The sequence below is a fragment of the Roseivivax sp. THAF30 genome (genome assembly GCF_009363575.1).
Lineage (GTDB): Bacteria > Pseudomonadota > Alphaproteobacteria > Rhodobacterales > Rhodobacteraceae > Roseivivax > Roseivivax halotolerans.
The window spans coordinates 2,059,215-2,083,416 of the sequence record NZ_CP045389.1 but is presented as its reverse complement, the minus strand read 5'-3'; the positions used below and the strand labels follow the sequence as shown (position 1 = coordinate 2,083,416).

At 61.7% G+C, this 24,202-nt stretch carries 22 protein-coding genes and 2 tRNA genes; 15 read left to right on the top strand and 9 right to left on the bottom strand.

The window, feature by feature from the left end; translation table 11 throughout:
- Window positions 1–56 precede the first annotated feature (56 nt).
- Together FIU91_RS10105 and FIU91_RS10100 are read right to left on the bottom strand one after the other, a co-directional pair.
- Window positions 57–824 (bottom strand): PRC-barrel domain-containing protein, encoded by a 768-nt coding sequence (locus tag FIU91_RS10105; protein ID WP_152462355.1) that lies wholly within the window; start codon window positions 822–824, stop codon window positions 57–59.
- A gap of 210 nt (window positions 825–1,034) precedes the next feature.
- Entirely contained in the window at window positions 1,035–1,793 is a 759-nt protein-coding gene (locus FIU91_RS10100; protein ID WP_152462354.1) for a PRC-barrel domain-containing protein, read from the bottom strand.
- A 255-nt stretch (window positions 1,794–2,048) separates the two neighbouring features.
- Between FIU91_RS10100 and FIU91_RS10095 the strand changes: the two genes are divergently transcribed.
- Window positions 2,049–2,396 carry a c-type cytochrome gene (locus FIU91_RS10095; protein WP_152462353.1) on the top strand — a complete coding sequence of 116 codons (348 nt, stop codon included), beginning with the start codon at window positions 2,049–2,051 and terminating at the stop codon, window positions 2,394–2,396.
- A gap of 131 nt (window positions 2,397–2,527) precedes the next feature.
- A complete protein-coding gene (locus FIU91_RS10090; RefSeq protein ID WP_152462352.1) occupies window positions 2,528–3,823 on the top strand; it encodes a sorbosone dehydrogenase family protein in 1,296 nt (431 codons plus the stop codon).
- 380 nt (window positions 3,824–4,203) lie between these two features.
- On the opposite strand, the gene FIU91_RS10085 is transcribed toward FIU91_RS10090, so the two are convergent.
- Window positions 4,204–5,151 (bottom strand): helix-turn-helix transcriptional regulator, encoded by a 948-nt coding sequence (locus FIU91_RS10085; protein ID WP_152462351.1) that lies wholly within the window; start codon window positions 5,149–5,151, stop codon window positions 4,204–4,206.
- A gap of 100 nt (window positions 5,152–5,251) precedes the next feature.
- Here FIU91_RS10085 and FIU91_RS10080 point away from each other — a divergent pair, with 100 nt between their 5' ends.
- Genes FIU91_RS10080 through FIU91_RS10060 form a run of 5 tightly spaced genes read left to right on the top strand, consistent with a single transcriptional unit; the run spans window position 5,252 to window position 12,720 of the window.
- A complete protein-coding gene (locus FIU91_RS10080) occupies window positions 5,252–6,556 on the top strand; it encodes a VWA domain-containing protein (protein ID WP_172974986.1) in 1,305 nt (434 codons plus the stop codon).
- A complete protein-coding gene (locus FIU91_RS10075; RefSeq protein WP_152462349.1) occupies window positions 6,556–8,613 on the top strand; it encodes a WG repeat-containing protein in 2,058 nt (685 codons plus the stop codon). Before FIU91_RS10080 ends, FIU91_RS10075 begins: the two co-directional genes overlap by 1 nt.
- Complete coding sequence (locus FIU91_RS10070; RefSeq protein ID WP_152462348.1) at window positions 8,610–9,227, top strand: hypothetical protein; 618 nt, start codon at window positions 8,610–8,612, stop codon at window positions 9,225–9,227. Before FIU91_RS10075 ends, FIU91_RS10070 begins: the two co-directional genes overlap by 4 nt.
- Window positions 9,224–9,904: a hypothetical protein gene (locus FIU91_RS10065; RefSeq protein ID WP_152462347.1), complete on the top strand. Its 681-nt coding sequence runs from the start codon at window positions 9,224–9,226 to the stop codon at window positions 9,902–9,904. Before FIU91_RS10070 ends, FIU91_RS10065 begins: the two co-directional genes overlap by 4 nt.
- Window positions 9,901–12,720, top strand: a complete 2,820-nt coding sequence (locus tag FIU91_RS10060) for an Ig-like domain-containing protein (RefSeq protein WP_152462346.1) — start codon at window positions 9,901–9,903, stop codon at window positions 12,718–12,720. Before FIU91_RS10065 ends, FIU91_RS10060 begins: the two co-directional genes overlap by 4 nt.
- Before the next feature lie 450 nt (window positions 12,721–13,170).
- Here the strand turns inward: FIU91_RS10060 and FIU91_RS10055 are convergent.
- Window positions 13,171–13,247, bottom strand: a tRNA-Ile gene (locus FIU91_RS10055).
- A 114-nt stretch (window positions 13,248–13,361) separates the two neighbouring features.
- Between FIU91_RS10055 and purM the strand changes: the two genes are divergently transcribed.
- From purM to rnd, 3 genes are all read left to right on the top strand, one after another.
- Window positions 13,362–14,408, top strand: a complete 1,047-nt coding sequence (purM, locus tag FIU91_RS10050; protein ID WP_152462345.1) for a phosphoribosylformylglycinamidine cyclo-ligase — start codon at window positions 13,362–13,364, stop codon at window positions 14,406–14,408.
- Complete coding sequence (purN, locus tag FIU91_RS10045; RefSeq protein WP_152462344.1) at window positions 14,405–14,992, top strand: phosphoribosylglycinamide formyltransferase; 588 nt, start codon at window positions 14,405–14,407, stop codon at window positions 14,990–14,992. Before purM ends, purN begins: the two co-directional genes overlap by 4 nt.
- Before the next feature lie 67 nt (window positions 14,993–15,059).
- Window positions 15,060–16,226 (top strand): ribonuclease D, encoded by a 1,167-nt coding sequence (gene rnd / locus FIU91_RS10040; protein ID WP_152462343.1) that lies wholly within the window; start codon window positions 15,060–15,062, stop codon window positions 16,224–16,226.
- Here the strand turns inward: rnd and FIU91_RS10035 are convergent.
- Window positions 16,213–16,713, bottom strand: a complete 501-nt coding sequence (locus FIU91_RS10035; protein WP_093013305.1) for a hypothetical protein — start codon at window positions 16,711–16,713, stop codon at window positions 16,213–16,215. The two genes, rnd and FIU91_RS10035, sit on opposite strands and share 14 nt — an antisense overlap.
- A gap of 140 nt (window positions 16,714–16,853) precedes the next feature.
- Here FIU91_RS10035 and FIU91_RS10030 point away from each other — a divergent pair, with 140 nt between their 5' ends.
- The gene (locus FIU91_RS10030) at window positions 16,854–17,264 is read left to right on the top strand and encodes a SufE family protein (protein WP_152462342.1); all 411 of its coding nucleotides are present in this window, start codon (window positions 16,854–16,856) and stop codon (window positions 17,262–17,264) included.
- Between the two features lie 3 nt (window positions 17,265–17,267).
- Here the strand turns inward: FIU91_RS10030 and trpE are convergent, their stop codons facing one another.
- The 4 genes from trpE to fabI all read right to left on the bottom strand — a co-directional run bounded on the left by trpE (window position 17,268) and on the right by fabI (window position 22,065).
- The gene (trpE, locus tag FIU91_RS10025; RefSeq protein ID WP_152462341.1) at window positions 17,268–18,782 is read right to left on the bottom strand and encodes an anthranilate synthase component I; all 1,515 of its coding nucleotides are present in this window, start codon (window positions 18,780–18,782) and stop codon (window positions 17,268–17,270) included.
- 7 nt (window positions 18,783–18,789) lie between these two features.
- The gene (locus FIU91_RS10020) at window positions 18,790–20,637 is read right to left on the bottom strand and encodes a peptidylprolyl isomerase (RefSeq protein ID WP_152462340.1); all 1,848 of its coding nucleotides are present in this window, start codon (window positions 20,635–20,637) and stop codon (window positions 18,790–18,792) included.
- An 80-nt stretch (window positions 20,638–20,717) separates the two neighbouring features.
- Entirely contained in the window at window positions 20,718–21,221 is a 504-nt protein-coding gene (gpt, locus tag FIU91_RS10015) for a xanthine phosphoribosyltransferase (protein ID WP_093013292.1), read from the bottom strand.
- Between the two features lie 37 nt (window positions 21,222–21,258).
- On the bottom strand, window positions 21,259–22,065 hold the full coding sequence (gene fabI, locus FIU91_RS10010; protein ID WP_093013289.1) for an enoyl-ACP reductase FabI: 807 nt from the start codon (window positions 22,063–22,065) through the stop codon (window positions 21,259–21,261).
- A 125-nt stretch (window positions 22,066–22,190) separates the two neighbouring features.
- On the opposite strand from fabI, the gene pdxH reads away from it, so the two are divergent.
- From pdxH to FIU91_RS09990, 4 genes are all read left to right on the top strand, one after another.
- Window positions 22,191–22,796: a pyridoxamine 5'-phosphate oxidase gene (pdxH, locus tag FIU91_RS10005; protein ID WP_093013339.1), complete on the top strand. Its 606-nt coding sequence runs from the start codon at window positions 22,191–22,193 to the stop codon at window positions 22,794–22,796.
- Window positions 22,797–22,911: 115 nt separating this feature from the next.
- Complete coding sequence (locus FIU91_RS10000; RefSeq protein ID WP_093013286.1) at window positions 22,912–23,436, top strand: cold-shock protein; 525 nt, start codon at window positions 22,912–22,914, stop codon at window positions 23,434–23,436.
- Window positions 23,412–23,888, top strand: coding sequence for a DUF192 domain-containing protein (locus FIU91_RS09995; protein ID WP_371418150.1), 477 nt, complete (start codon window positions 23,412–23,414; stop codon window positions 23,886–23,888). The genes FIU91_RS10000 and FIU91_RS09995 overlap by 25 nt, the downstream gene beginning before the upstream one ends.
- A 44-nt stretch (window positions 23,889–23,932) precedes the next feature.
- Window positions 23,933–24,009 (top strand) — tRNA-Pro (locus FIU91_RS09990).
- Window positions 24,010–24,202: the final 193 nt, after the last annotated feature.

Below are 24,202 nucleotides of genomic sequence, written 5' to 3'. Positions count from 1 at the left end.
TGGTCACCAGCCTACCAAGTGACCGATCCACACGACGTTCGGGTTGGCAGCGACCTCTACATCGGCACAGCCCCGTAAGCGCCGTAATGGGAAACTACGAGGTCAGCCGCACTACGCTCAAGCTCTTGAAGGTCCGACAGCTCAGGTGCCGTTTCGACTGTCTCTTTGGTGACATCGACCAATATTCGCTGGTCGTCCCATCGGATTTCGTTGATCCATTCAGGCTTTATCGCGACCTGTCGTCCTGGGAGCCAATTACCTGTGTCGGCAACCACATATCGAACCTGCCATGTATCCGGGTTCAAGATGAAGTCAGAAATGGCACCGATGTTGTCGTCGCGTGCTGCAAGTGAATACCCGGAGATCTCGTCCATACTTCGTAGGTGCGGATCTGATGTCGTATGCGTGACATCATCGTCGATCCGATCCTCTCCATCCTCTCCAAAAAGCTCTCGCTCTGCGAGAGCGGGTGTGTAGGCAACACCAGGAAGTCCTATAGCTACTGGCGGTATAGCCTCGGCTTGAAGCTTTGCGACCGCGCGTTCGTGTTGAGTACTTACCGGTGGGTCTTCTTCTGGATTTGCTGCGTCCTCGATCTGCTCTTTGGTGAGGGTAAGCGTTAGCTTATTCTCCTTGAGATCAGGTGTCCGGAGGTGGGCAGTTGTAATCAGGCTTTCGCTCGTATTGAACAGGAAGCCTGACTTGACGACCAGATATCGGATCTCCCAGGTCTTGTCATCGAAGTAAAAATCCCTGACGCGACCTTTTGAGCCGTTACTCGCTTCAATTTCAAAGTTTTTGATATCTTTATATAAAATAAACATTTTCTCCTCCTTGGGTTGGTCATGTCGGAAAAATCTGGAATGAGCGGAAGTCTTCGTGCCAAGTCACTTTTCAAGAAGTTTTCTTGTAAAAGCTTCTCGCTTCATTCCGATACAGGCGTGCGGGAGTTTGGGGTCAGATCGACAATTATTGTTTATTAAAACGTCGCTTCCAGTCTCTGAACCCCACGCGATTGAGGGGCACGAAACCTGCTATTCGCGGTTCATGCGATTTGGCTCGAATTCGGCCTGATCCGTTGTATCCTCGACAAGAACGGGAATGTCATATGTGCGATCACCAGGTTGCCACCAGGCTTGTTCCCCGCGATTTTGCGTATCTTCATATCTATAGGCATAGATCGAAGGTCCGTGGGCGGCTGTGGTATTGACCACAGTTGCCTTTATTCGCTGCTCATCGATCAGAATATCCCTGACGAAGCCAAAATTTGCCCAAGTTTCACCATCGCTGCGTACGCGCGCATAGGTATCCACGACTTCTGACGCTCGCCAGTACTCACCTCCGAGTTCTGCGGCGTCGGTGCCCGGTGCAACTTCGGTTTCGACCTCTGTCCCGGATAATCCTGCCGAAGTGAACAAGTCATAGTTTTCGACGTTTTCTTCAGTAAGAGGTACGGCAACTGGGCCCGAAGCCTCGAACTCAACCTCCTCCCATGGGATGCTCACGTGAGTGTCTCCCAAGTCCCAGAAGCCGCCGACTTCAGCAATCAGAGCGATGAGGTTGCCTTGCGTCGATAAGACAAAGTCTTCAACCGTTCCGACAATTTCACCATTTGCTCCTTCGACTTCGAGACCGTAGGCATTCTGTACGCTCCACGCGCTGCCGTCGTAGAGCTCGGTGATCTCGTTCTCGTTGAACTGTACCTCTCCAGCTTCGAGAACGTCTTGCGCCATCGCAATATTTGCGGAGACTGCGCATCCGGCGGTTATGACTGTGATTGCTCGCATTTTCATGGTCTGCTCCTCGTGGGCTCAGGACCGCCGTGGAGCACCGGTGATCACCACGGGTGCGGCAATCCTAGTTACAAAACTCATAAGATCGATCAGCTGTTTCAGAAACTGAGCAGCCCATCTGATAAATATCTGCACATCCTGAATAGTTTGCCTGAAGACAAAGCAAGGCGAAGCGCGTTGGAGGTAAGTTTTTCTGCAATCTTTTCTTTGATACAGTTCCGCTATTCAATTAAGGTTCGCGGAAGGAGGAATAAGATGATTAAGATGACTTTACGCGCCGCTTTTGCTTCATGCTTCGTTGCCGGCATTGCCTATGCCTCGGACGGCACAGTTGAAGAAGATGTCGGCGTGGCCGACTTTGCCGCCGGTGAAGATGCCTATCAAAGCGTATGCAAAAATTGCCATGGACCCAATGCACAGGGCGTGGCGAGCTATCCGGGGCTTGCCGATAAAGATAAGGAATACCTTGTCGAGCGTTTGGAGGTGTACCGATCTGGCGAGAAGGTCGGGCCAAATTCTCTATTGATGATCCCGCATGCAAAAGACCTGTCCGACGACGATATTCTGAATATTTCGACCTATATCACGACCTTGTCGGATTGAGAGATCTGGACGATTAGGCCGGCAAAAGGAACTGGGTTTGACTGACAGTTCTGTAATGTTACGTCTTCAGAAATGGAGAGGTCACTTTCCAATAGACGTCTCCAATGGAAGCAATGCTTTGGGAGGAGATCATGCTTAAATCTACCAACTTCAGTACGCGCGCCGCGGCGGCACTGCCGCTCGCGCTGACGACGGTGTTCGGAGCTTCGGCGACGCTCGCACAAACCGGGATGAATACCACCGCGCTGCAGCACGAGGTCGTGCTGTCGGATCTTGATGGCCCTTGGGATATGGCTTTCCTCGATGACGGCACGATGTTGTTCACCGAGAAATGCGAAGGGCTTTCGGTGCGCATGCCAGACGGGACGGTCAACGCGCTTTACGGCGTGGGAGATACAGAAGGTTATCCCGCAAATGGCAGCGATCTGTTCTGCGAAGGTCAAGGCGGGATGATGGGAGTGGCGTTCGATCCCGACTTTGGTGAGAACCGGCGGATCTATGTCTATTCAACGTCCGACATGTCCGAACCTCATACCAACCGGCTCATGCGGTTCGAGGTGTCAGAAGACTTCACATCAGTCTCCAATCGCACAGACATCGTGGACGATGTTCCCTACAAGATGGAGGCGTCCGACCACCCGTTCGGCGGTCCTGGAGCACACAACGGAGGGCGGGTTCGCTTCGGTCCCGACGGGGCCCTGTGGCTGACTACGGGCGACAATCACAATCCGGAAATCCCTCAGAGTCCGACGGTGATGGGGTCGAAGGTTTTGCGGATGGATATGGACGGTAACGCACATCCCGACAACAATCCGCCGGAAGGCTTTGACCCGCGGACCTACACCTATGGCCACCGCAATGTCCAAGGGATCGCTTTTCATCCGGAAACCGGTGCGGCGATCACGGCGGAACACGGGCCCTGGCATTCAGACGAGATCACAATCCTCGAAAATGGCGGCAATGCCGGCTGGGATCCTCGCGACAACATGGCCGGACGCGGAGACTGTCCGGATGGGTATTGTGGGTACATGCCGAACCAGGGCGAGGGCATGAACCGCTACGAGCGCGCCGCCTTCATGCCGATGACAGACTTCGAAACCTATCCGGATGCGATGCCCCCGATCTGGACCAATAATGGTTGGTCGCAAGGAACGTCTTCGGCTGCTTTCCTTGAAGGTGAGCAGTGGGGCAGCTGGGACGGCGCAATGGTTGTCGGCATCATGGGCATCGGCTTTGGCGGAACGCCCATCGGTCAGCGCATCGACGTGATCGAGTTCAATGATGAAGGTACGGAAGTGGAGGATGTCACTGAGATGACCCTTCCGATGGACTCGGCACGCTTCCGGTCCGTCGTGCTTGGCCCCGACGGCAGCCTCTACACGGCGGTTGACGAGGGCTCGATCCATAAGCTCACGCCCGGTCAGTAAGATTACGTCGTGAAAAGCTTGTCGCGTCGCCTGCGGGCGGCGCGATTTTTTATTTTGGATCTACAGTATGAAGCGCAACTCGTGCGGTGTGGGCGCACATCCTCAAAAGTTTTCCCCTTATCCAAGAGAGAAAGCAGGAGGCTCGCCAAATCCGCGTTCGAAAGCTTCGCGGACGTTCATGCCGTTCGTCGCCTGTGCTCGGGTCTAACCGCGCGCGCGAAGGTCTTCGGGAGACAGGGCGGGAGCGGAAGTTCGCTGCAGCATGCATGGATGTCTCCTTGGTGGAAGAAACCCATCCATCAAACGGCAGTTTTGGTCACAAATGACTTTTTTTGCAGTAAAGACCTCAAGAGCCTTCAAACCCATCATTTCCGAGAAACTTACTTCGGCAAACTTGAGGTGATCGAGCGCGCAAGCTTGTTCAGCGCACTACGTCTTCTGGCACCGGTTCGGGTCAGCACGGCTTCACAGTGGCGCCGGGCGGTATTGACGCTGATCGTCATGCGGGCTGCGGCCTCCTTCGTTGATAGGCCATCAAGCAAACAGCGCGCCATGTCTTCCTGACGTTTTGTCAGGCCGAACGTGTCCGCAAGCCGCTTTGCCAGGCTCGCTGCATCTGGCGGCGATATACTGATATATCCCGCATCCGGATCCGGAAGAGGCAGGTTGAGAAATGCTCGGCTCGCCTCTGAGGGTCCGGGTTCGCTATCATTGAGGCGAACATCCATGTCGCTCTCGGCAATAGCGCGTTGAAGTCGCTCCTGGGTGCGCGCCTGCTGGTCAAGGGACGCAAAAGCACTCGCGAAGGCTGGCAGCAGCAGGTTAAGTACGATTTCAGTCTTTTCCCCGGTAACCGCCAGCGCTTTGTCGCTGGAATAGCCCATGGCAAACACCGCCTCGCCGACGGCGAGGCGTTTTGTCATGCCGACCACGTAGTTCATGCCCGCAGGATAAAACGCCTCGCGGTGAAAGGCGGCATGTTCGATGATCTCGCGGCTGGCAAACGCGCTTTCACGATAAACACCGCTTCCAATTTGGCGTCTTGTCAGATTGATGTTGTCCAGATCGGGGTCAGTCGACCGGATGTTTCCGTCCCGGTCCACTCCGGCAAATGTCCGAAAGAAGTATTCCTCGATCTGCGGGCCGGTATTCCATGTGGTCAATAACGGCGTGCCCTCGTTCAGCCAGGCGGCCATAGCCGCATCCGCCTCAACCAGACTTGCCGTGTCCTGCAGAATGCCCTCGACAACGTCTGGCTGCAGTTCGAGCTCGAGCAAGCGCTTTTGAATGTCAGCGACCTTTAGCGCGGTGTGCAGGTCAATCTCCATGATCTGCACTTATCACCTTCGCAAGATAGGGCAAATGCCCCATGCCTGTCCGATTTCATGCTGTCACCGTTACCGAAAAAGGACTCGGGAGGGAGACATTTTGAAAATTCGTATGATGACGGGACTGATCGGCCTCGTCGCCATGGCAGGCGCCGCTGCAGCGCAGGATGAGGGCGGCACGATGATCGTTCTCGATGGATCCGGCAGCATGTGGGGACAAATCGGCGGGACCGCCAAGATTGAAATTGCTCGCGATGCCATTGGTCGTTTGACGGCAGACTGGCCCCAGGACCGGCCATTGGGCGTGATGGCGTACGGCCACCGGCGCGAGGGCGATTGCGGCGATATCGAAACGCTTCTGACGCCAGGCCCGCTCGACCGAAGCGCCGTCAAGGCCGCGCTCGACGGCGTCACGCCGCGCGGCAAGACGCCTGTGGGCGCCTCGGTGCGCGCCGCTGCCGAAGCAGTTGGACAGGACGGATCGGTTATTGTTGTCACCGACGGTCTGGAGAATTGCGGTGCCGATCTCTGCGCGCTCGGGGACGAATTGGAAGCCTCCGACGCAGGCTTTACCGCCCATCTGATCGGCTTTGACGTTGCGGATGCGGGTGGTCAGCTGGCCTGCCTCGCCGAGGCCACAGGCGGGCAGTATATCCCCGCCGCAGACGCGGACTCGCTGATCGGCGCGCTCCAGCAGGTAAGCACGACCGAGCCTGAGCCGGAACCAACCGGGCCGCTTTTCGTCGACGAGTTCGAGCGCGCCGAGCTTGGCCCGGACTGGACCGTGGACAACCCTGATCCGTCCGGCTTCATCCTCGACGACGGGACACTGATCACGATGACCGTGGAGCCGGGCTATATGGGCGATGCGCCCGATCAGGCCAACATCTTTCGCTGGACGGCGGCCGAATTCCCGGACGGCGATTGGGATCTGAGCGCTGATTTCACCGCGCGCCTGGGTGAGGTTCAGAGCCTGGGCGGGCGCCGGGCAATCGTCCAGGTCGGGCGCTACGCAGATGTCGACAACACGATCTCCGCCTATGTTTATCGACAGGGCAATTCCAACGACGACCTGTGGCTGCGACTTCGTGCCATGTCCGGGGGCACGGAAACCCGCGCGGAGGTGGAAATCGCGGGCGACGTCAGAGGCTACGACCTGGCGCAGATCCTGCGGGATTTCGAGGAAAAGGGCGCCCGCCTGACCATCTCGAAGCGGGGCCGCGACTATGTCGGCCGGCTGAGCATGAACGGCTGGTCCATGGAGGAGGGCGGCCCGGAGGTCATCGAGACCGATCCGATTCAGATACTTCGCACGACCGGCGATCCGGCGCTTTTCGCTGGGACGCTCGGCTCGGAGCAGACCGTGGCGGAGTTCGACCGCATCGAGATCACGGAGGTGAAGTGATGCCGATCCGGACCTCCTACACCGCTCTGGGATGTGCGGGGGCGGCGTTGTTCGCCCTCGCCACAGGCGCTGAAGCCCAGCCCTGCGGGACGTCCACTCAGAGCGACGCACCGCCGCTCTACCCGCTTCCGCAGGACGGCTCATGGGGCTTCGTTGGGAGCGACGGCGAGTGGCGTCTCGCGCCGCAATGGCGGCAGGTACGACCCTTCTCCGAAGGCGTCGCAGCCGCCGAAACCGATGCAGGATGGGGCCTCATAGACAGCGACGGCACATTTATCGTCGATCCGGGCGCGCAGGACGCCGACCGTGTGATCATCGCCGGAGAGACCTTTGCGCTCTCGCCGTTCAAGCCGATGTCGGACGGATGCAGCGCCGCTACTCCGATGGATGGGACGCCATACTATGTCACCTCGGACGGGGACACGTGGACACCGCCCGCATTTGCGGATCGCGATGTGCAGGATATCGGCAGCTTCTCCGAAGGCCTTGCCTGGGTGCGCTTTGCAGAGGGTCGAGTGGGCTGGATCGACACAGCTGGTGAACTGGCAATCGCGCCTGACTTCATCGACGGAGGCGACTTCGTGAACGGCCGCGCGCCGGCTGCCGTCAATACCGAGAACCGCGGCTATATCGACACGTCCGGGGAGCTGGTCTTTCCCCGTAAGTTCATCCTGCAAGAGGCCGGGCGCTATGCGGATGGCCTTGCCCCGGTGCGCCTGAACGACGAAGCCGGCTACATGGGCCGCGATGACTGGGCCATACGAGAGATCGAACATCCCGATGGCGACATGCGTGAGATCGACATCGCCACCCCGTTCTCGGATGGCCGCGCAGCCGTTAGACCCGCCGGGATGGCCGCGGGCCCCGTCTGGATAAATACGCAAGGAAAAGTAGCCGTCGACCCGCAGGAGGGGGCTCGCCTGACAATCTGCAGCGACACGCGCTTGCCTGCCTATACAGGTGGTCTGCTGCCTCTCGTCGTGGGACATGGCACGAATATCTGCGGAAACACACCCGATATCCGGTATGAAGGCCCAGGCGATCCGCGATCTGGCCCGGAGACGATGCTATGGCATCTGCCATGGGGCCGCGACAAACTTGTCTGGCTGGACAAAACTGGCGCCAAGGTGATCGATCAAGCAGCCTGCCGTCGCGCGCCGGGGGTCGCGGCCCTCAAAGCCGCAACAGACACCGGGGACCTTGCGCCGGGCGCCTATCGCATGACGCTTTCAGGCACAGCGACCGGCGACGTTGCGCCACGCCGTGCGGACGCGCCGTGCAACCGTTCGGAGTTTACGATGGACGGCAACGAGGCCACGAATGCCGCCGGGCCGTGGGTGCTGTCGCTTGCGGGCGATGCGGAATGGCAGGGGAAGCCCGTGGCCGCGATGCTCAGCCTGGGCCTGCCCGAGGGGATCGAGGAAGGCACGAAGGAGATCGGTGCCACCAGCGAGGAAAACCTTCCCTCGGCCTACCTGTGGATGAGCCGCCGCGATGCCGGGCCGAACGCGCCGCGCCCGGCAACCTATACCTCCCAAAGCGGCACGCTGACCCTGTCCCAACGCAACCAGACGGCAATCACCGGCACGGTCGAGATCACGTTTGCGTCCCGGGACGCACCTTCGGATGAAATCATCCTTTCGGCCCGGTTCAACGAAATCCCTTATGAGGCCGGGCCGGAAGTCTCCGTGGTCGAGACGACCGGCGCGGTGACCGCGCTTGACGAGTCCATGCCAGACGATCCGCTGATCAATTTCTTCACTCCGGCCAAAGCTGTAGAGAGCGAGGACAGACTTGTGCTGTCGCTGGGCGAGTATGGCCCCAAGCTGGAGTTGGACTTGCCCGCTGAATATGATGGAGCCTTCACGGCAGGGCCAGACGCCGATGTGTCGATCACCTTCGCAGGCATGCCGGTCACAGCGGAAGGTCAGCTTGAGCGGTCTGACGGTCGCCTGTCCGGCGATGTGACCGCAAAGCTCGGCGCACATGAGCAGGTCGACGGCGCGGGCAGCGTCACGGTGCGATTTGCCGAAATCCCGGTGGAGAGTGACGAATGATCCGCCAGGCTCTTGCGGTGCTCGTCATTCCAGGTGCGGCAGCCGCCCAACAGATCGACAGCGTCTATACGACCTACAATTGGGACACTGACTGCCGGACGCTGGAAGATAACCTACCTGCCGATGAGGCGGCGATGAGCTTTCGGATGGTGTGTCCCGGCCCGGACGGCTTTTACCTGATGCTGGCCGAGGGCGATGCACGGATTTCAACGGATTACGCCACCACGCAACGCTTCGGTCCTTGGGAAAGCTTCACGCCGTTCAACACCGTACACGACACGGTCGAATGGCGGCGTCAGAGGCTCAATGAGAAGATGCAAGCCTTCGCCACCATTCACCGCTGGGATGTTGGACCCAGCCATGATGACCGCGAGATACTGGTCATCAGTACAGTCGCCACCGCGCCCGATACGGAAAGCTGCATGGTCGGAGTCATCGACACCACCAAGACGCCCGACGCCAATGAATTGGCGCGTGCGGTAGCCGACCGCTTTGCTCCGGGCTTTGTCTGCGGCAACGCGCAGCCGCGCGCCTTTGGTTATGTCGGCCTTGAAACGCCTCTGCCACGGCGCGTCCCTCCACATCACGAGACAGCCAAAGGAGATCACCCATGATCCACCCCTTCATCAACGGCATGCTGACAGCGCTCATCACCGCAACGCCGCTTCTCGCCGACGGCCGTGTCACATTCACGGCCGATGCCGGCGATGCGGGCCAGATGACCATGACCGAACGCTGGACCGGCAACGCGCTTCGGACTGATATCGAAGGGATGGATGCCTACATGCTTTTGCGAGACGACAGCGTTTATTCCATCATTTCGATGGCTGGTCAGATCACGGTTATGGACCTCGGCCAGTTGAAGGACATGCCCGGAGCTTCGGCCTCTCGGTCACCGTCACAGAGTGAGGCGGGCGTCGTCTTTCCCGACGAGATCGCATCTCTGAATGCTCTCGGTGAAACACGTGAAATTGCCGGCGTGGAGGGGGAAGTCCACGACATCGAATGGCGCGACGCCGCAGGCGACGTCCGGACCGATACTGCCGTGCTGACCGACGATCCGCGCCTGTTGGAGCATCAATCCCTCAAGATGCAGCTGATCGAGGCCATCAGCGGCGAGGCACCGAACCCGCTTCTGGTCGAACTTGACGATCGCGGTCTTGCCGCCCTGAGCTTCGGGGATCGCTTCAAGGTGACCGAGGTCGGCGGCGACGCGGGCCCGGCGGGCGATTTCGAGTTGCCGGCGGACCCGATGGACCTTGGCGGTATAACGAACATGGGCAACCAATGAACCGCTTTGCCGGTCTTGCTGCAATCCTGTGTCTTGTGGCTTTGCCGCTGCGCGCGCAAGACACCTGCGACCCAAAGGATGCGCCGCCAGTGCCGCTCTGCTCCGTCGGCGGCATGCTTGAAGCCGTAAACCCGCCACAGGCTTTCGATCTGCTGGGCAATCTCAATCCGTCCGCATTCGCGGGCGGCGCGAATGCCGATTTGATGCCCGGTCAGGCCAGTCTGTCGATTGCCGGCGGGGTAAGTGCTGGCGGTGCGGCCTGCGCGCGTCATCTCTCGGCGAAACGCATTGGCGGGACCGAGGGCGTACCCGGACTGGACCAAGGCACGATCGACTTCGTCGAGGACATGTCGGGAGAGACACTCGACGTGCCGACAGCCAGCGGGGGCACCCGTCGTGCGGTGTTCGAGGTCTTCAGCCCGAACCTCTTTTCGTTTCAGGGCGGCAGCCTGGGCAGACCCTTGGGATTCAAACATGGCGGCTTGGGCGGCTGGCCCATCAACAGCGGCGCGCACCTTGTCATTGCGCTGACGGATGCCGGACCTGGCGATTTGCGCGCGGGTCAGAGCTATCCCGCGCGCGCCGTGAGCAGTGGCGGCGATGGTGACCCGTCCACAGTCTTTTCGTCTTGGACCGGTGAAATCCGTCCGCGCCCCTACCTGCCGCCGAAGACGGAAAACCAAAGGCGCGAACAGGAATTCGCGAAGCGCATGTGCCGCGCCGTCCGGCAAGGCGCGCTCAAGACGCTCGAGCTGTCGACGATCCCGCAGGATGCCACGATCGGCCGACAAGTCAGGGATTTGAACTGCGACATGGATGGGGTCAGCCAGGCCGGCACCCGCACGCTCGTTCCGACTGGCAGTCTTTCGGGCAGGGTGCATATCGAGCGGATCACCGACACCAAGGTGATCGGTCGTTTTGAGCTGTCCGGTACCGCAAGGGTCGAGCGGGAGCGTCGCACTTGGAACCCCCGCGCGCGCAATCACGTCTTGATCGACAGCGACGAGGGCGAAAAGCCGCTTCAGGTCTCGGGTCGCTTCGCCGCGCCGAACATGCGCAACATGGGCTATGCGATGGGACCGCTGGAGGTCGCGCAGGCACCCACCGATGGCAGCGCGCCCACCGACGAGCTGCTCCTGATCGCGCATCGGCCCGCGCGCGACGCAAAAAACCTGCCATGGGATGACCCGGGCATCCGCCTCATCTTCGACCGTCCGCTCGACCCTGCGTCGGTCACGCCAGCGGCCATTAGGCTGGAATTCGGCTTGGCCAACGGCACGGGCGGCACCGTCATGGCCCCGATCAAGACCCGCCCGCGCCTGTCGGGCAGCGATACCGTTATCGTCACACCGCAAGACCCGATGCGAGACGGAGTGCGCTACCGCCTGACGGTTCGCGCAGGTGCAACCGGCATTCGCGGCGCCGGAGGCGAAGAGATGGCCGTCGATCAGGTCTGGGGATTCGACACGATGGTCGATTTGAGTGACGACGAGTTCATGCAGGCCGGGCTCGCACAACATCTCGCCTGGCGCGAGGGTGTGGAGAGCGACACTATACAAGTGGTGACGAACGCGCCGTTGGTTCGCGGCAAACCGGCCGCGATCCGTGTCTACCCCAAGTGGCGCGCAGATCCGCAGATCGCTCCGGGCTGGCAGGTGACCGATTTCAAGGCAGATATCCGCGCTCGTCCGGCCTTCGATCCAGAGGCCCCCCTGCTGGTTCCCGAACGAGAAGGCGTACAGATCCGCCGCCCGGATCTCTTCTCTGATGAGGAACGCCGCAAAGGAGAGAACAGCGTGATGCTCTTCGGCTGGACACCCGAGTTCGAGGAGATCACCGCACTGCGTACGGAGATAGAACCGGTGCGCGAGTGCCAGGAGTCTCCCCGGGTCTTCTCCGGGGTGGAGCCGCTGGAATGGGATCCGCTCGAGCGGGATCTCGAAATCGGCTATGTCTTCGCACGCGTCGGGCCGTGGTACGATTTCGTGCCGCAGGATGTTCTATACGAGGCCGCACTGACGGTGCGGCGCTCGGAGACATATATCGAGCAGCTTTTCCCGGTGCAGTCTGTGCGATTTTCCGAAGCGCCAGCGCCGCCGCCCGATCCTGATCTCAACGAAACGCTCGTCTCCGCCATCGAAAAGATCTACCAGTTCGAACTGCTGGCCGAGACGTTTTCCGACGACACGATGGACACGTTGCGTGCCTTCAACGAATACCTTGCGACGCCCCCCGCATTGGCCGAAAAACTGAGCAAACGCGCGAACGTCCGTTCGCATCTCTTGAATGCGGTCCAGGACCATCTCATCGCCAACAACAGCTACGACCGGTACGATCTGGTTGTGATCTTCATGCCCTATGAATGGATCCAGCTTCTCGGCGTCACGCATAGTCCGGCAGCGGACCAAATGGATAATCCCACCAAGACGGCCGTTCAGCCCTTTATCGGCATGAGTCTGACAAAGAGCCTCACAGGCGTGAAGCGCATCGCGAATAACGGCGCCATCACGCACGAAGTGGGGCACGCTTTCGGGCTCAACCATGTGCCAAGCGTGCCGCCTCAAATCTCGAAAAAGACCATAGCGGATCGACATGAAGGCACGCGTTTTCCAGGGATCGAAGGCATTCGGATCGCGCCCGACGGTCGCTCGGGGAAAATCAAGTCTTTCGAAGACGGAAATGCCGAAACGAAGGAGGAACTGCTGACCTTGATGTACCCAAGAACGCAGCCAAAAGAGAACCAGTTCATTACACGGGATCACTACCTTCTTCTGCTGAAAAATCTGAAAAAGGAGTTTGGGGCGCTCTCGCCATAGGCTTGCCTGCGCGGGATCGAGGGCATGCACCTGTCGTACGATGGCATGGCGGTGCGGGACATGTCGTTTCACGGTGAAAACCGCAGCCTCCGAAAGAACTTGTCCCGCTCCTTCACCCGTGAGGGCGCCGACAGGCTCGCCAATTCATCACGCAGAGCCATTATCAATCGCTGATCGAAGCGTTTGAATTGATTGAACTGTCGCTCTGAAGGCGGGAAATTCTCCGTCAGCCAAGTCAGGGTATGGACTGAGTAGGCTCAAAGCGGATGTCGGACGTTCAGCCACCGAAGATCGGCTTTGGGCCGTTCATGTGCCCTTACGCACGATGCGTAGTGAGCCGCGCCGTTCTTGCCAAAGTAGCCACTTTTCCTTGCTGCGCAGAGTCTCAGGTTCACTGAACTTAAGAGCAAACCAAAAAAGTCTTCTGGGCTCTTGATTGCCCATGAAAGCTGGTAGGCCCGGCAGGACTTGAACCCGCAACCAAAGCGTTATGAGCGCTCTGCTCTAACCAATTGAGCTACAGGCCCCCAGCAAGGTCTCGCTTAGCAGACGCGCCGCGCCGGTCAAGCGGATCGTTGCAGGGGCCGGGGTGATCGGCTATCGCCTGCGGCAAGAGCGCGAAGCGAGAGGCAAGGCGGGACATGAGCCAAGGCAAGAACAGCATCACCTATGCCGATGCGGGTGTCGACATCGACGCGGGCAACGCACTCGTCGAGCGGATCAAGCCGGCAGCCAAGCGCACGGACCGGCCCGGCACGATGGCAGGGCTCGGCGGCTTCGGCGCGCTCTTCGACCTGAAGGCTGCAGGGTACGAGGATCCGGTTCTCGTCGCGGCAACGGATGGGGTCGGCACCAAGCTGCGGATCGCGATCGACACGGGCTTTTATGGTGGTGTCGGGATCGACCTGGTGGCGATGTGCGTGAACGACCTGGTGTGCCAGGGCGCGGAGCCATTGTTCTTCCTTGATTATTTCGCCACCGGCAAGCTCGAGCTCGATGCCGCGGCAGAAGTGATCGAAGGCATCGCGGAGGGCTGCGAAGCGGCCAATACCGCGCTCATCGGCGGCGAGACGGCCGAGATGCCGGGCATGTATCCGCCGGGCGATTTCGACCTTGCGGGCTTCGCCGTCGGCGCGATGGAGCGGGGCGCGGCTTTACCTGATGGCGTCGGCGCTGGCGACGTTCTTCTCGGGTTGGCCTCGAATGGCGTGCATTCCAACGGCTACAGCCTTGTGCGCCGGATCGTCGAGATGTCGGGCCTCGGCTGGTCAGACGCCTGTCCCTGGGGCGAGGGGACGCTCGGTGCACAGCTACTGGCGCCGACGCGGCTTTACGTGACACCCGCGCTTCAGGCGATCCGCGCCGGCGGCGTGCACGCGCTGGCCCATATCACCGGGGGCGGTCTCACCGAGAACCTGCCGCGCGTTCTGCCCGAGACACTCGGCGCAGAGATCGACCTGACCGCCTGGTCGCTGCCGCAGGTCTTCGGATGGCTGCGCGAGGAGGGCGGTATGGATGCCGCCGAGATGCTCAAGACGTTCAATTGCGGGATCGGCATGGTCCTCGTTGTCGATGCGGCCGAGGCAGAAGCATTGACCGCGATGCTGGAGAGCGCAGGTGAACGCGTCCATGAGATCGGCCGGGTCAGCGAGGGGCAGGGCATCCGCTACAGCGGCACGCTGGCCTGATGCGCGTTGCGATCCTGATCTCGGGCGGCGGATCGAACATGGTCGCGCTCGCGCGCAGCATGACCGGCGATCACCCTGGGCGGGCCGTTCTGGTTCTGTCGAACACTGACGATGCCGGTGGGCTTGCCCGCGCCGAAGACATGGGGATCGAGACCGCGGTGGTCGATCACCGTCCCTACAAAGGCGACCGCGCCGCCTTCGAGGACGCGCTGCACGACAGGATCGTGGCATCTGCGCCGGATCTCATCTGCCTGGCCGGTTTCATGCGGGTTTTGACTGAGGGCTTCGTGTCACGCTGGCAGGGCCGCATGCTGAACATCCACCCCTCGCTTCTGCCGAAGTATCGCGGGCTCCACACGCACGCTCGCGCCATCGAAGCCGGCGAGAGCGAGCATGGATGCACGGTCCATGAGGTAACGCCCGCACTCGATGACGGGCCGATCCTTGGGCAGGCGCGGGTGCCGGTCCTGCCGGGCGATACGCCGGGCACATTGGCCGCCCGCGTGCTTGAGCAGGAGCACCGCCTTTACCCGGCCGTGCTTCGGCGCGTCGCGTCGGGCGACAAGACGCGGATCGACCTCTGAGCATGCCTCATTGCGCCCGCGCACGGTTCGGTTAGGGTCGCGTCACGGACTCGTCAGAAAGGTCAGAATGAAAACGATCACCCGGACCGAAGATCTCGCGGCATTCTGCGCGCGGGCGCATGAGGCTCCCTATGTCACCGTCGATACGGAATTTCTGCGGGAGCGCACCTTCTATTCCAAGCTCTGCCTCGTGCAACTCGCCCTGCCCGGCGAGGGAGACGAGGACGCGGTTCTGGTCGACCCGCTCGAGGGCGATCTGTCGCTCGAGCCGCTGGTCGAGCTGTTCCGCGACACCTCGGTCGTGAAGGTCTTTCACGCTGCGCGCCAGGATCTCGAGATCTTCTATGTGGATTACGGCGTGATTCCCGAGCCGCTGTTCGACACGCAGGTCGCGGCAATGGTCTGCGGCTTCGGTGAGCAGGTGGGCTACGAGACGCTGGTCAAACGGATCGCGCGGGCAAATCTCGACAAGTCCTCGCGGTTTACCGACTGGTCGCGTCGTCCGCTGACAGACGCCCAGAAGACCTATGCGCTCGCCGATGTCACGCATCTGCGGAAGATCTACGAGTTTCTCGAGAAGAAGCTGCGAGATACCGGGCGGCACCGCTGGGTGGAGGAAGAGCTCGCGCAGCTCGCCGATCCGGAGACCTATATCTCGCGGCCCGAGGATGCGTGGAAGCGCGTCAAGACGCGCAACACCTCGCCCCGTTTCCTGGGCATCGTGCGGGAACTCGCACGCTTCCGCGAAGCCTATGCCCAGGAAAAGAACGTGCCGCGCAGCCGGGTCTTCAAGGACGATGCGCTGGTGGAACTTGCATCGACAAAGCCCAAGAGCCACGCGGATCTCGGCCGGTCGCGGCTTCTCTTGCGCGAGGGGCGCAAGGGCGACGTGGCCGACGGCATTCTTGCAGCCGTGGCCGCTGGCGAGGCGCTCGACAAGGACGAGCTGCCCCGCGTCGAAGATCCGCGCGATAAAGGCCAGGTGAACCCGGCGCTGGCGGATCTCTTGCGCGTCCTGCTCAAGGCGCGAACGGAAAGCTCAGGCGTTGCGGCCAAGCTCGTCGCACCCTCGGCGGATCTCGACGCGATCGCCAGCGGTGCCCGCGACGTCGCGGCGCTTTCGGGATGGCGGCGCGAGGTCTTCGGTGAGGATGCCTTGCGCCTTTGCGACGGGCGGATTGCCCTGGCCGCGAAAGGCAACAAGATCGACGTGATCGAGCTTAGCGGCGAGTGACGAGCGCGTTCTCTGCGCCGCGCACCTCGATCTGGCTGATCGTGGAGAGTTCCTGATCCGTCAGGAATGTCGCCACGGTCACGCGGCGCGCGTCGGCCCCGGTATTGGGCGCGCTGCGGAAGAGCCGCACATCGAGAGAGTAGACGAGCCGCCCGCCGGTGCTTTCAAGCTCTACAGGTGTCAGCCGCGCCTCGTAGCGTCCCGGCACGCGGGCCAGGCCGGTTGCCTTGATAATGCCGCCGCCGGGGCGCCGCTCGATCACGAGGCTTTCGACCTGGCGAATGGGCTGGCCGCGATAAACCTCTTCGTCGTTGGAACGCAGGATCGAGACGCGGCGCGCGGGGATCAGGGGGTTGGCTGCGGTGCTTTCGCTGACGGGCACGGATCGGGACTGGCCGAACCACGTGAACGGATTGAGGCGGCTGCCACAGGCCGAAAGCGTGAGGCCCGCGACGAGGCAGATGAGCACCGGAGTTCTGAAACGCATGATCGGTCCCTCGATCCCTTTCCTTCGTGGACTAGCCTATCGGCGCGCCGGTGAAAAGCCGGAAGGCGGGGCTGGACGAGACCTGCGGCTGAGCATAGGTCTCCGGTGCAACAAGGGAATTCAAAGAGATCGGGGCGCGCATGGCACAACAGGCCTTCGAAAACGTGGTCGAGGATTTCGAGTTCCTCGAGGATTGGGAAGATCGCTACCGCTTGGTGATCGAGATGGGCCGCGACATGGACCCGCTCGACGATGCGCTGAAAGTGCCCGCCACCAAGGTCGACGGCTGCGCGAGCCAGGTCTGGCTGCACAGCCGGATCGAGGATGGGTCGTTTCATTTCGACGGCGACAGCGACGCGATGATCGTACGCGGTCTGATCGCCGTGCTGCACCGTCTCTATAACGGGCTGCCGGTCACCGAGGTGCCGGGTGTCGACGCAAAGGCGGAACTCGGGCGTCTGGGCCTCAACGATCACCTTTCGGCACAGCGCTCGAATGGATTGCGGGCAATGATCGAACGCATCAGAACCGAGGCGGCCGCGGCGTCCTGATCCCTAGCGGTTGCCGTCGCCGGTGAACCGCGCGGCATCGGCCGCGGCCCGGCGGATCGCATTCGATTTGTGCACGGTTTCCTGGTATTCGGCCTCTGGGTCGCTGTCATATACGACGCCGCCACCCGCCTGGATGTAGAGCTTCTGATCCTTGATGACCGCCGTGCGAAGCGCGATGCACATGTCCATGTCGCCGCCTGCGGAGAAGTATCCCACACCGCCGCCGTAAACGCCGCGTTTTTCAGGCTCGAGCTCGTCGATGATTTCCATCGCGCGCACCTTGGGCGCGCCCGAGACCGTGCCCGCCGGCAGACCGGCAAGCAGTGCCGAAAGCGCGTCATGCTGCGGATCAAGCTCGCCCACGACGTTCGAGACGATATGCATGACGTGGCTGTAACGCTCGATCACGAATTGCTCGGTCGGGCGGACCGTGCCGATCTTGGAGACGCGGCCTGTGTCGTTGCGCCCGAGATCGAGCAGCATGAGATGCTCTGCGAGCTCCTTCTGATCGGCCAGAAGATCAGCCTCCAGCGCCTGGTCCTCGGCTGGCGTCGCTCCGCGAGGGCGCGTGCCGGCGATGGGACGAATCGTAACCTCGCGGCCGAAGACCCGCACCAGGATCTCCGGGCTGGCGCCGATGACCTGGAAACCTCCGAAGTTGAAATAGAACATGAAGGGCGAGGGGTTCGTGCGCCGCAGCGATCGATAGAGGGCAAATGGCGGCAGCGGGAAGTCCTGCGTCCAGCGCTGCGACGGTACGACCTGGAAGATGTCGCCCGCCCGGATGTATTCCTTGGCCCGCTCCACTGCGGCCTTGTAGCCGTCATGGCTGAAGTTCGAGACCGGCTCTCCGAGATCCGCCGCGTCGCCCAGATCGCGCGCATCGCGGGGCAGGGCGCGTTCGAGATCGCGCACCGCGTCCATCACCCGCTCGGCGGCCTGTGCATAGGCCGCGCGCGCCGACTGGCCCGAGGAGACCCAGGCAGGCGAGACGATGATCACGTCGCCTTTCACGCCGTCGAGCACGGCGATGACGGAAGGGCGGATCAGCGTCGCGTCCGGCAGGCCGACCGGATCGGGGTTCACGTCGGGCAGGTTCTCGACGAGCCGGATCATGTCGTAGCCCAGATAGCCGAATAGGCCCGCGGAGGATTGCGGCAGGCCGTCCGGCAGGTCGATCCGGCTCTCCTCGAGCACGCTCCTGAGGGCGGTCAGCGGGTCGTCCTGCATCGGCTCGAACGCATCCGCATCGAACCGCGCCTGCCGATTGATCTCGGATTGGCTGCCGTTGCAGCGCCAGACGAGGTCGGGCTTCATACCGATGATCGAGTAACGACCGCGCACTTCGCCGCCCGTCACCGATTCCAGCATGAAGGCATCGCGCGCGGCGCCCGTGAGCTTCAGCATCAGCGAAACGGGCGTGTCGAGATCGGCGGCGAGCCGGGCATAGACGACCTGGTTCCGGCCCTCGGAATAGGCGGCCTCGAAACTCTCGAAGGCGGGCGTAAGCTCTGCCATCTTGGCTCTACTGAAGCTGCGAATTGACCGCGTTCAGCGTCTCGCTGTTCACGGTCACACCGGCACGCGACTGGATGTCGGCGGCCAGTGCGCGGAAGAGGTCTTCGGACAGCGCGCCCTCGGCTTGCTGGCGCAGTCGCTGCCGGAGCTGCTCTGCGTCATCGCCTGCCATATCGGCCGGGATCACGTTGTCTGTCCGCAGGATGGCGACGCGGCCCGGCTCGGAGGCTGTGGTCGCCGCGCCTTCGGCGACGTCGAAAGCCTCGGCGATCGCACCGCGCGGCAGAACGTCCCGGCTTGCCGTGCGCTGAACACCTTCGAGCGTGGCGGGTGAGAGGCCACGTTCCTCGAAACTCGCCCCGCCCGAGATCGCCTCTGCATGGGCGGTGGCCTGTTCCTGCAGCGCCTCGGTCACCTCTTGCTGTTCCCAGCCGGTCTCCACGGCGTTTCGGACCTCTTCGAAGGGGATGGGGGCGGGCTCGTCAATGCCGTCGACGCGCAGCGCGAAGACACCGCCGTCGCCCAGCTCCAGGATCTCGGGATAATCGCCGGGCTCCGCCGTGCGGGCGATCTCGTTGAAGGCAGGATAGGCGGCGATGTCTTCATCCGACGATCCGGTCCAGGCGATCTCGCCAAGCTCCATGTCGGTCGAGCTTGTCAGATCTTCAAGCGTCGCACCGCCTGCCAATTCGTTGTCATAGCTTTCTGCCTGCGCCTCGATCGTGCGCCGCGCCCGATCGAGAACGAGCGTGTCGCGCAGCATCGGCACGGCTTCCTCGAAGGGCGTCTCGACCGCGGCCAGTTCCGCGTTCACGCGGTAGAGCGCGGGGCCGAGATTCGAAGGAGCGGGGCCGATGACATTCCCCGTCTCGGCATCGAACACGGCATCCGCGGCGCCGCCAAGATCGGAGCGGGTCACTTCGCCCATATCCGTATCGGCGAGCCGCAAGCCGCGCTCTTCGACAAGGGTCTTGAAATCCGCCTCGCCAGCGGCGACGCGATCCGCCGCTGCCTGCGCTGCCTCTTCGGTAGGGTAAACCAGCCGCTCGACCAGTCGGCGCTCGGGCATGTTGAAGCGGTCGGACTGCTCCTCATACGCTTCGCGCAGGTTTTCCTCGGGCACCTCGACGCTGTCGAGAAGCATCTCGGGCGTAACCCAAGCATAGGTGATGCGCTTGGTCTCCGGGCGCGTATAATCCACGATGTTCTCGTCGTAGAAGGCGCGCAATTCCTCTTCGGTCGGCTCGGTGATGCCGGTCTCGAGGTCGGAGGCGCTGAGCACCGCGTAGGTCAGATCGCGCCGCTCTCCGGCGAAGGAAATGATCGTGTCCGCATAAGTGTCCGGCATGTTGAGGCCGGCGAAGACGCCCGCCTGCAAAACGGTGCGCGCGATCTCGTTCCGCAGGTCCTCCTCGAACTCACCTTCCGAAAGGCCGATATTGTCGAGCGCGAAGCTGTAGGCCTGCCGGTCGAAATTGCCGTCCGGGCCCTGGAAGCTCGAGACCTGCGACAACTCGTTCGCGACGAGATCGTCGTTGACCGAGATCCCGACGCGGTCCGCTTCCCAGTCGAGGGCCCGCGCGATGACCAGCTGCGAAAGCACCTGCGTGTCGAGCCCTGCCTGGCGCGCCTCGGCGAAGCTCACCGCTTCGCCGCGTTCGGCCTGAAGCGCGCGCAACTCTTGCTGAACGGCACGGGAATAGGCGTTCACGGTGATGTCCTTGTCGCCGACGGAGGCGACCGTGCGGGCAGTGCCCGACAGGTTGGTCGCACCGAACCCGGCAAGGCCGATCAGCAACAGGCCCATCAGGATCCACAGAAACACTTTAGACAGGCGGCCGGCCTTGAGTGCCATCGGGCCCTCCGGTTGGTCGTTTCAACAGATGTCGCGGATGTCTAGGCGAGGGGCCGCGGCCCCGCAAGGGGCGCAGGGCGTCAGTCGTCCGTGCCGTGATAGGGTTTGACGTATTGCAGCGCCATATCCCACGGGAAGAAGATCCAGGTGTCCTGGCTGACCTCGGTGATGAAGGTGTCGACCATCGGCCGGCCCTTCGGCTTGGCGTAGACGGTTGCCACATGCGCCTTCGGCATCGCGGCGCGCACCACTTCGAGCGTGCGGCCGGTATCGACCAGATCATCGACGATCAGGACGCCGGTGCCGTCGCCGACCACATCCGCGTCGGGATGCTTGATGATCACGGGCTCGGCCTGCGTCTGGTGGTTGTAGCTTTTCACGCTGATCGTATCGACGGTGCGGATGTCGAGCTCGCGGCTCACGATCATCGCGGGTGCCATTCCGCCGCGAGTGATCGCCACGACCGCGCGCCAGCCACCTTCCGGGCCGTGGCCCTGCAGACGCCAGGCCAGGGCCCGCGCGTCGCGATGCAGCTGGTCCCAGCTGACGTGGAAGCCTTTTTCGTGCGGCAGGCGGTCGCTCATGGCGTGTCTCCTAGGTGTGAGGGGCAGGCGGGCGCGCTCAGGTCTTGTCGATATCGGGCGCGTCCTCGGCCTTCATGCCGACGATGTGATAGCCCGCATCGACGTGGTGCGTCTCGCCGGTCACGCCGCTTCCGAGATCGGACAGAAGATACAGGGCGGAATTGCCGACATCCTGAATGGTCACGTTCCGGCGCAGAGGCGAATTCAGCTCGTTCCACTTCATGATGTAGCGGAAGTCCCCGATTCCCGACGCGGCGAGCGTCCGGATCGGGCCGGCCGAGAGCGCGTTGACGCGGATGCCATCCTTGCCGAGATCCTCGGCGAGGTAGCGCACGGAGGCTTCCAGCGCGGCCTTCGCGACCCCCATCACATTGTAATGGGGCATGATCCGCTCGGCACCGTAATAGGTGAGCGTCACGGCAGAGCCGCCGTTTTTCATCATCTTTTCCGCGCGCTGCATGACTGAGGTGAAGGAATATACCGAGATGTCCATCGTCATGGCGAAATTGGTGCGCGTGGTGTCGAGGTAGCGGCCGCGCAGCTGGGTCTTGTCGGAATAACCGATCGCGTGAACGATGAAATCGAGCTGGTCCCACTTCTCGGCAAGACCGGTGAAGAGCGCGTCGATCGATTCCTCGTCACCGACGTCGCAGGGCAGAACGATGTCCGAGCCGAGGCTTTCGGCCAGAGGTCCGACCCGCTTCAGCAGCGCGTCGCCCTGGTAGGAAAAGGCAAGCTCCGCGCCGGCATCGGCACAGGCCTTGGCAATGCCCCAGGCGATGGATTTGTCATTGGCGAGCCCCATGATGAGGCCGCGTTTTCCTGCCATCAGTCCGTTTGACATTACCCGTCTCCAACCCGACATCTGTTTCGCTGTCCTTTAGGTGAAGGGGCAGGCGCCATCAAGAGCGGCGCGCTCCGCGAACCCTTTCGCGTGGCGTGTTCGCTTCAGAGCCGGGAGAATTCATGATGACCGAGCGGACCGGGATATTCGCAGGCGAGGATCCTTTCGAGATCGCGCGCAACTGGCTTGCCGAAGCGAGCGAGACCGAGATCAACGATCCCAACGCGATCGCGTTGTCCACCGTGGATGCGGACGGGATGCCGAATGCGCGGATGGTCCTTCTGAAGGAGATCGAGGCATCGGCCTTCGTCTTCTATACGAATTACGAAAGCCAGAAGGGCCGCGAGATCGAGGCTCAAGGAAAGGCCGCGTTCGTGATGCACTGGAAATCGCTGCGTCGGCAGATCCGCGTGCGCGGCGTGACCGAGCGCGAGGACGGCCCGCAAGCGGATGCCTATTTCGAGTCGCGCTCTCTCAAGAGCCGGCTTGGCGCGTGGGCCTCGGAACAGTCCCGGCCTCTTTCCAGCCGCGCGGCTCTGATGGCGCAGGTCGCGAAGGTGACGACCCGTTTCGGCAACAATCCGCCGCGTCCGCCGCATTGGGGCGGTTTCAGGATACAGCCCTTGGAGATCGAATTTTGGGCGGACGGTGCATTCCGTCTTCACGATCGCTTTGTATGGCAACGAAAAACTCTTGATGCGTCTTGGGATGTTACCCGCCTGTCACCTTGAGGCATGCGCAATTCACGTTACGTGAAAGATTGTGGTGCGTTAGAAGTTCGATTAGCGGGGGCATTATATCAGTAGTGAGGGGCGCTACAGCGCCCGCGTCATATAGAGAGACAGAATGTCGACGGAAGAGACGGATCGAAGGGTCCGAGGCAAGGTCAAGTGGTTTGATCCCGGTAAGGGGTTCGGCTTTGTCGTGGTTGAATGTGAAGAGCGCGACATCCTGCTCCATGCAAACGTGCTGCGGAATTACGGTCAGAGCTCGGTCGCCGATGGCGCGACGGTCGATATTTCGATCCAGAAGACGCCGCGCGGGTATCAGGCCGTCACGGTCCACGCGATCGAGCCTCCCAAGGATACCTCTGCCGTGCCCCTTGCCGATATCGAAGAGATGGATCCCGAGGTTTTGCATGCCGCAGAACTTGAGCCCGGGCGTGTGAAGTGGTTCGATAAGAACAAGGGCTTCGGGTTCGCGAACGTGTTCGGCCGTGCAGAGGATGTGTTCATCCACATCGAAGTGCTGCGCCGCTCCGGTCTGGCCGATCTGCAGCCCGGTGAAGCAATCGGTCTGCGGGTTGTCGACGGCAAGCGCGGACGCATGGCAGCGGAGATCGTCGCGTGGGAAAGTGCCGTTTCGTCCTGAGTTTTGTCGCCGCGTCGATGCTGGCGGGCACGGCTTTCGCGCAGGAATGCAGAGAAGACAGGATCTCTCTTCGGGGCGAGTTCGGCTCCGCCAGTTTCCGGATCGAGGTCGCCGATGATGCCCAGGAACGCGCCCAGGGTCTGATGAATGTCGCCGAGATGGATCGCTTCGAGGGCATGCTCTTCGTCTACGAGCGCCCGCAGCAGGTCGCGTTCTGGATGCGGAACACGCTTATCCCGCTCGACATGATCTTTGCCGATGCCCAAGGCGTCGTCCGCAAGGTGCACAGCAACGCGATCCCCCATGACGAGACGCCGATTCCAGGGGCGCCGGACACGAAATACGTGCTCGAGATCAACGGCGGTCTCGCCGAGACGCTCGGCATTGCGCCCGGTACCGAGATGCGGCATCCCGCCATCGCAGAGGCGGCCTGGGCCTGTCGCGGCGCATAATCGGTCTTTTCAAATCTCGTGCCTGCCGCTAAGGCGGCACGTGTCGGGGCGTAGCGCAGCCTGGTAGCGCGTCTGTTTTGGGTACAGAAGGTCGTGAGTTCGAATCTCGCCGCCCCGACCATTCCTCACATCCCCTGGCATTTTGACGTCGTGCCTGTTTCGCTTGGCTTGCCATCGGCGATTGTGGCTTTGGCGCACACATGCGCCGTGCTCGGTTGCATGCCTCAGTTTCCACCAGATGTGGTGGATAAACTCGGGATAACGCATGTCCGCCTTGTAATTCTTGCGCTTGGTATTGTGGATGAATCGCGAAG

Bases quoted from the DNA above. Each gene is read 5' to 3' on its own strand.
- FIU91_RS10105 (WP_152462355.1), bottom strand. From the start codon at position 824: ATGTTTATTTTATATAAAGATATCAAAAACTTTGAAATTGAAGCGAGT.
- FIU91_RS10100 (WP_152462354.1), bottom strand. From the start codon at position 1,793: ATGAAAATGCGAGCAATCACAGTCATAACCGCCGGATGCGCAGTCTCC.
- FIU91_RS10095 (WP_152462353.1), top strand. From the start codon at position 2,049: ATGATTAAGATGACTTTACGCGCCGCTTTTGCTTCATGCTTCGTTGCC.
- FIU91_RS10090 (WP_152462352.1), top strand. From the start codon at position 2,528: ATGCTTAAATCTACCAACTTCAGTACGCGCGCCGCGGCGGCACTGCCG.
- FIU91_RS10085 (WP_152462351.1), bottom strand. From the start codon at position 5,151: ATGGAGATTGACCTGCACACCGCGCTAAAGGTCGCTGACATTCAAAAG.
- FIU91_RS10075 (WP_152462349.1), top strand. From the start codon at position 6,556: ATGCCGATCCGGACCTCCTACACCGCTCTGGGATGTGCGGGGGCGGCG.
- FIU91_RS10070 (WP_152462348.1), top strand. From the start codon at position 8,610: ATGATCCGCCAGGCTCTTGCGGTGCTCGTCATTCCAGGTGCGGCAGCC.
- FIU91_RS10065 (WP_152462347.1), top strand. From the start codon at position 9,224: ATGATCCACCCCTTCATCAACGGCATGCTGACAGCGCTCATCACCGCA.
- FIU91_RS10060 (WP_152462346.1), top strand. From the start codon at position 9,901: ATGAACCGCTTTGCCGGTCTTGCTGCAATCCTGTGTCTTGTGGCTTTG.
- purM (WP_152462345.1), top strand. From the start codon at position 13,362: ATGAGCCAAGGCAAGAACAGCATCACCTATGCCGATGCGGGTGTCGAC.
- rnd (WP_152462343.1), top strand. From the start codon at position 15,060: ATGAAAACGATCACCCGGACCGAAGATCTCGCGGCATTCTGCGCGCGG.
- FIU91_RS10035 (WP_093013305.1), bottom strand. From the start codon at position 16,713: ATGCGTTTCAGAACTCCGGTGCTCATCTGCCTCGTCGCGGGCCTCACG.
- FIU91_RS10030 (WP_152462342.1), top strand. From the start codon at position 16,854: ATGGCACAACAGGCCTTCGAAAACGTGGTCGAGGATTTCGAGTTCCTC.
- trpE (WP_152462341.1), bottom strand. From the start codon at position 18,782: ATGGCAGAGCTTACGCCCGCCTTCGAGAGTTTCGAGGCCGCCTATTCC.
- FIU91_RS10020 (WP_152462340.1), bottom strand. From the start codon at position 20,637: ATGGCACTCAAGGCCGGCCGCCTGTCTAAAGTGTTTCTGTGGATCCTG.
- gpt (WP_093013292.1), bottom strand. From the start codon at position 21,221: ATGAGCGACCGCCTGCCGCACGAAAAAGGCTTCCACGTCAGCTGGGAC.
- fabI (WP_093013289.1), bottom strand. From the start codon at position 22,065: ATGTCAAACGGACTGATGGCAGGAAAACGCGGCCTCATCATGGGGCTC.
- pdxH (WP_093013339.1), top strand. From the start codon at position 22,191: ATGACCGAGCGGACCGGGATATTCGCAGGCGAGGATCCTTTCGAGATC.
- FIU91_RS10000 (WP_093013286.1), top strand. From the start codon at position 22,912: ATGTCGACGGAAGAGACGGATCGAAGGGTCCGAGGCAAGGTCAAGTGG.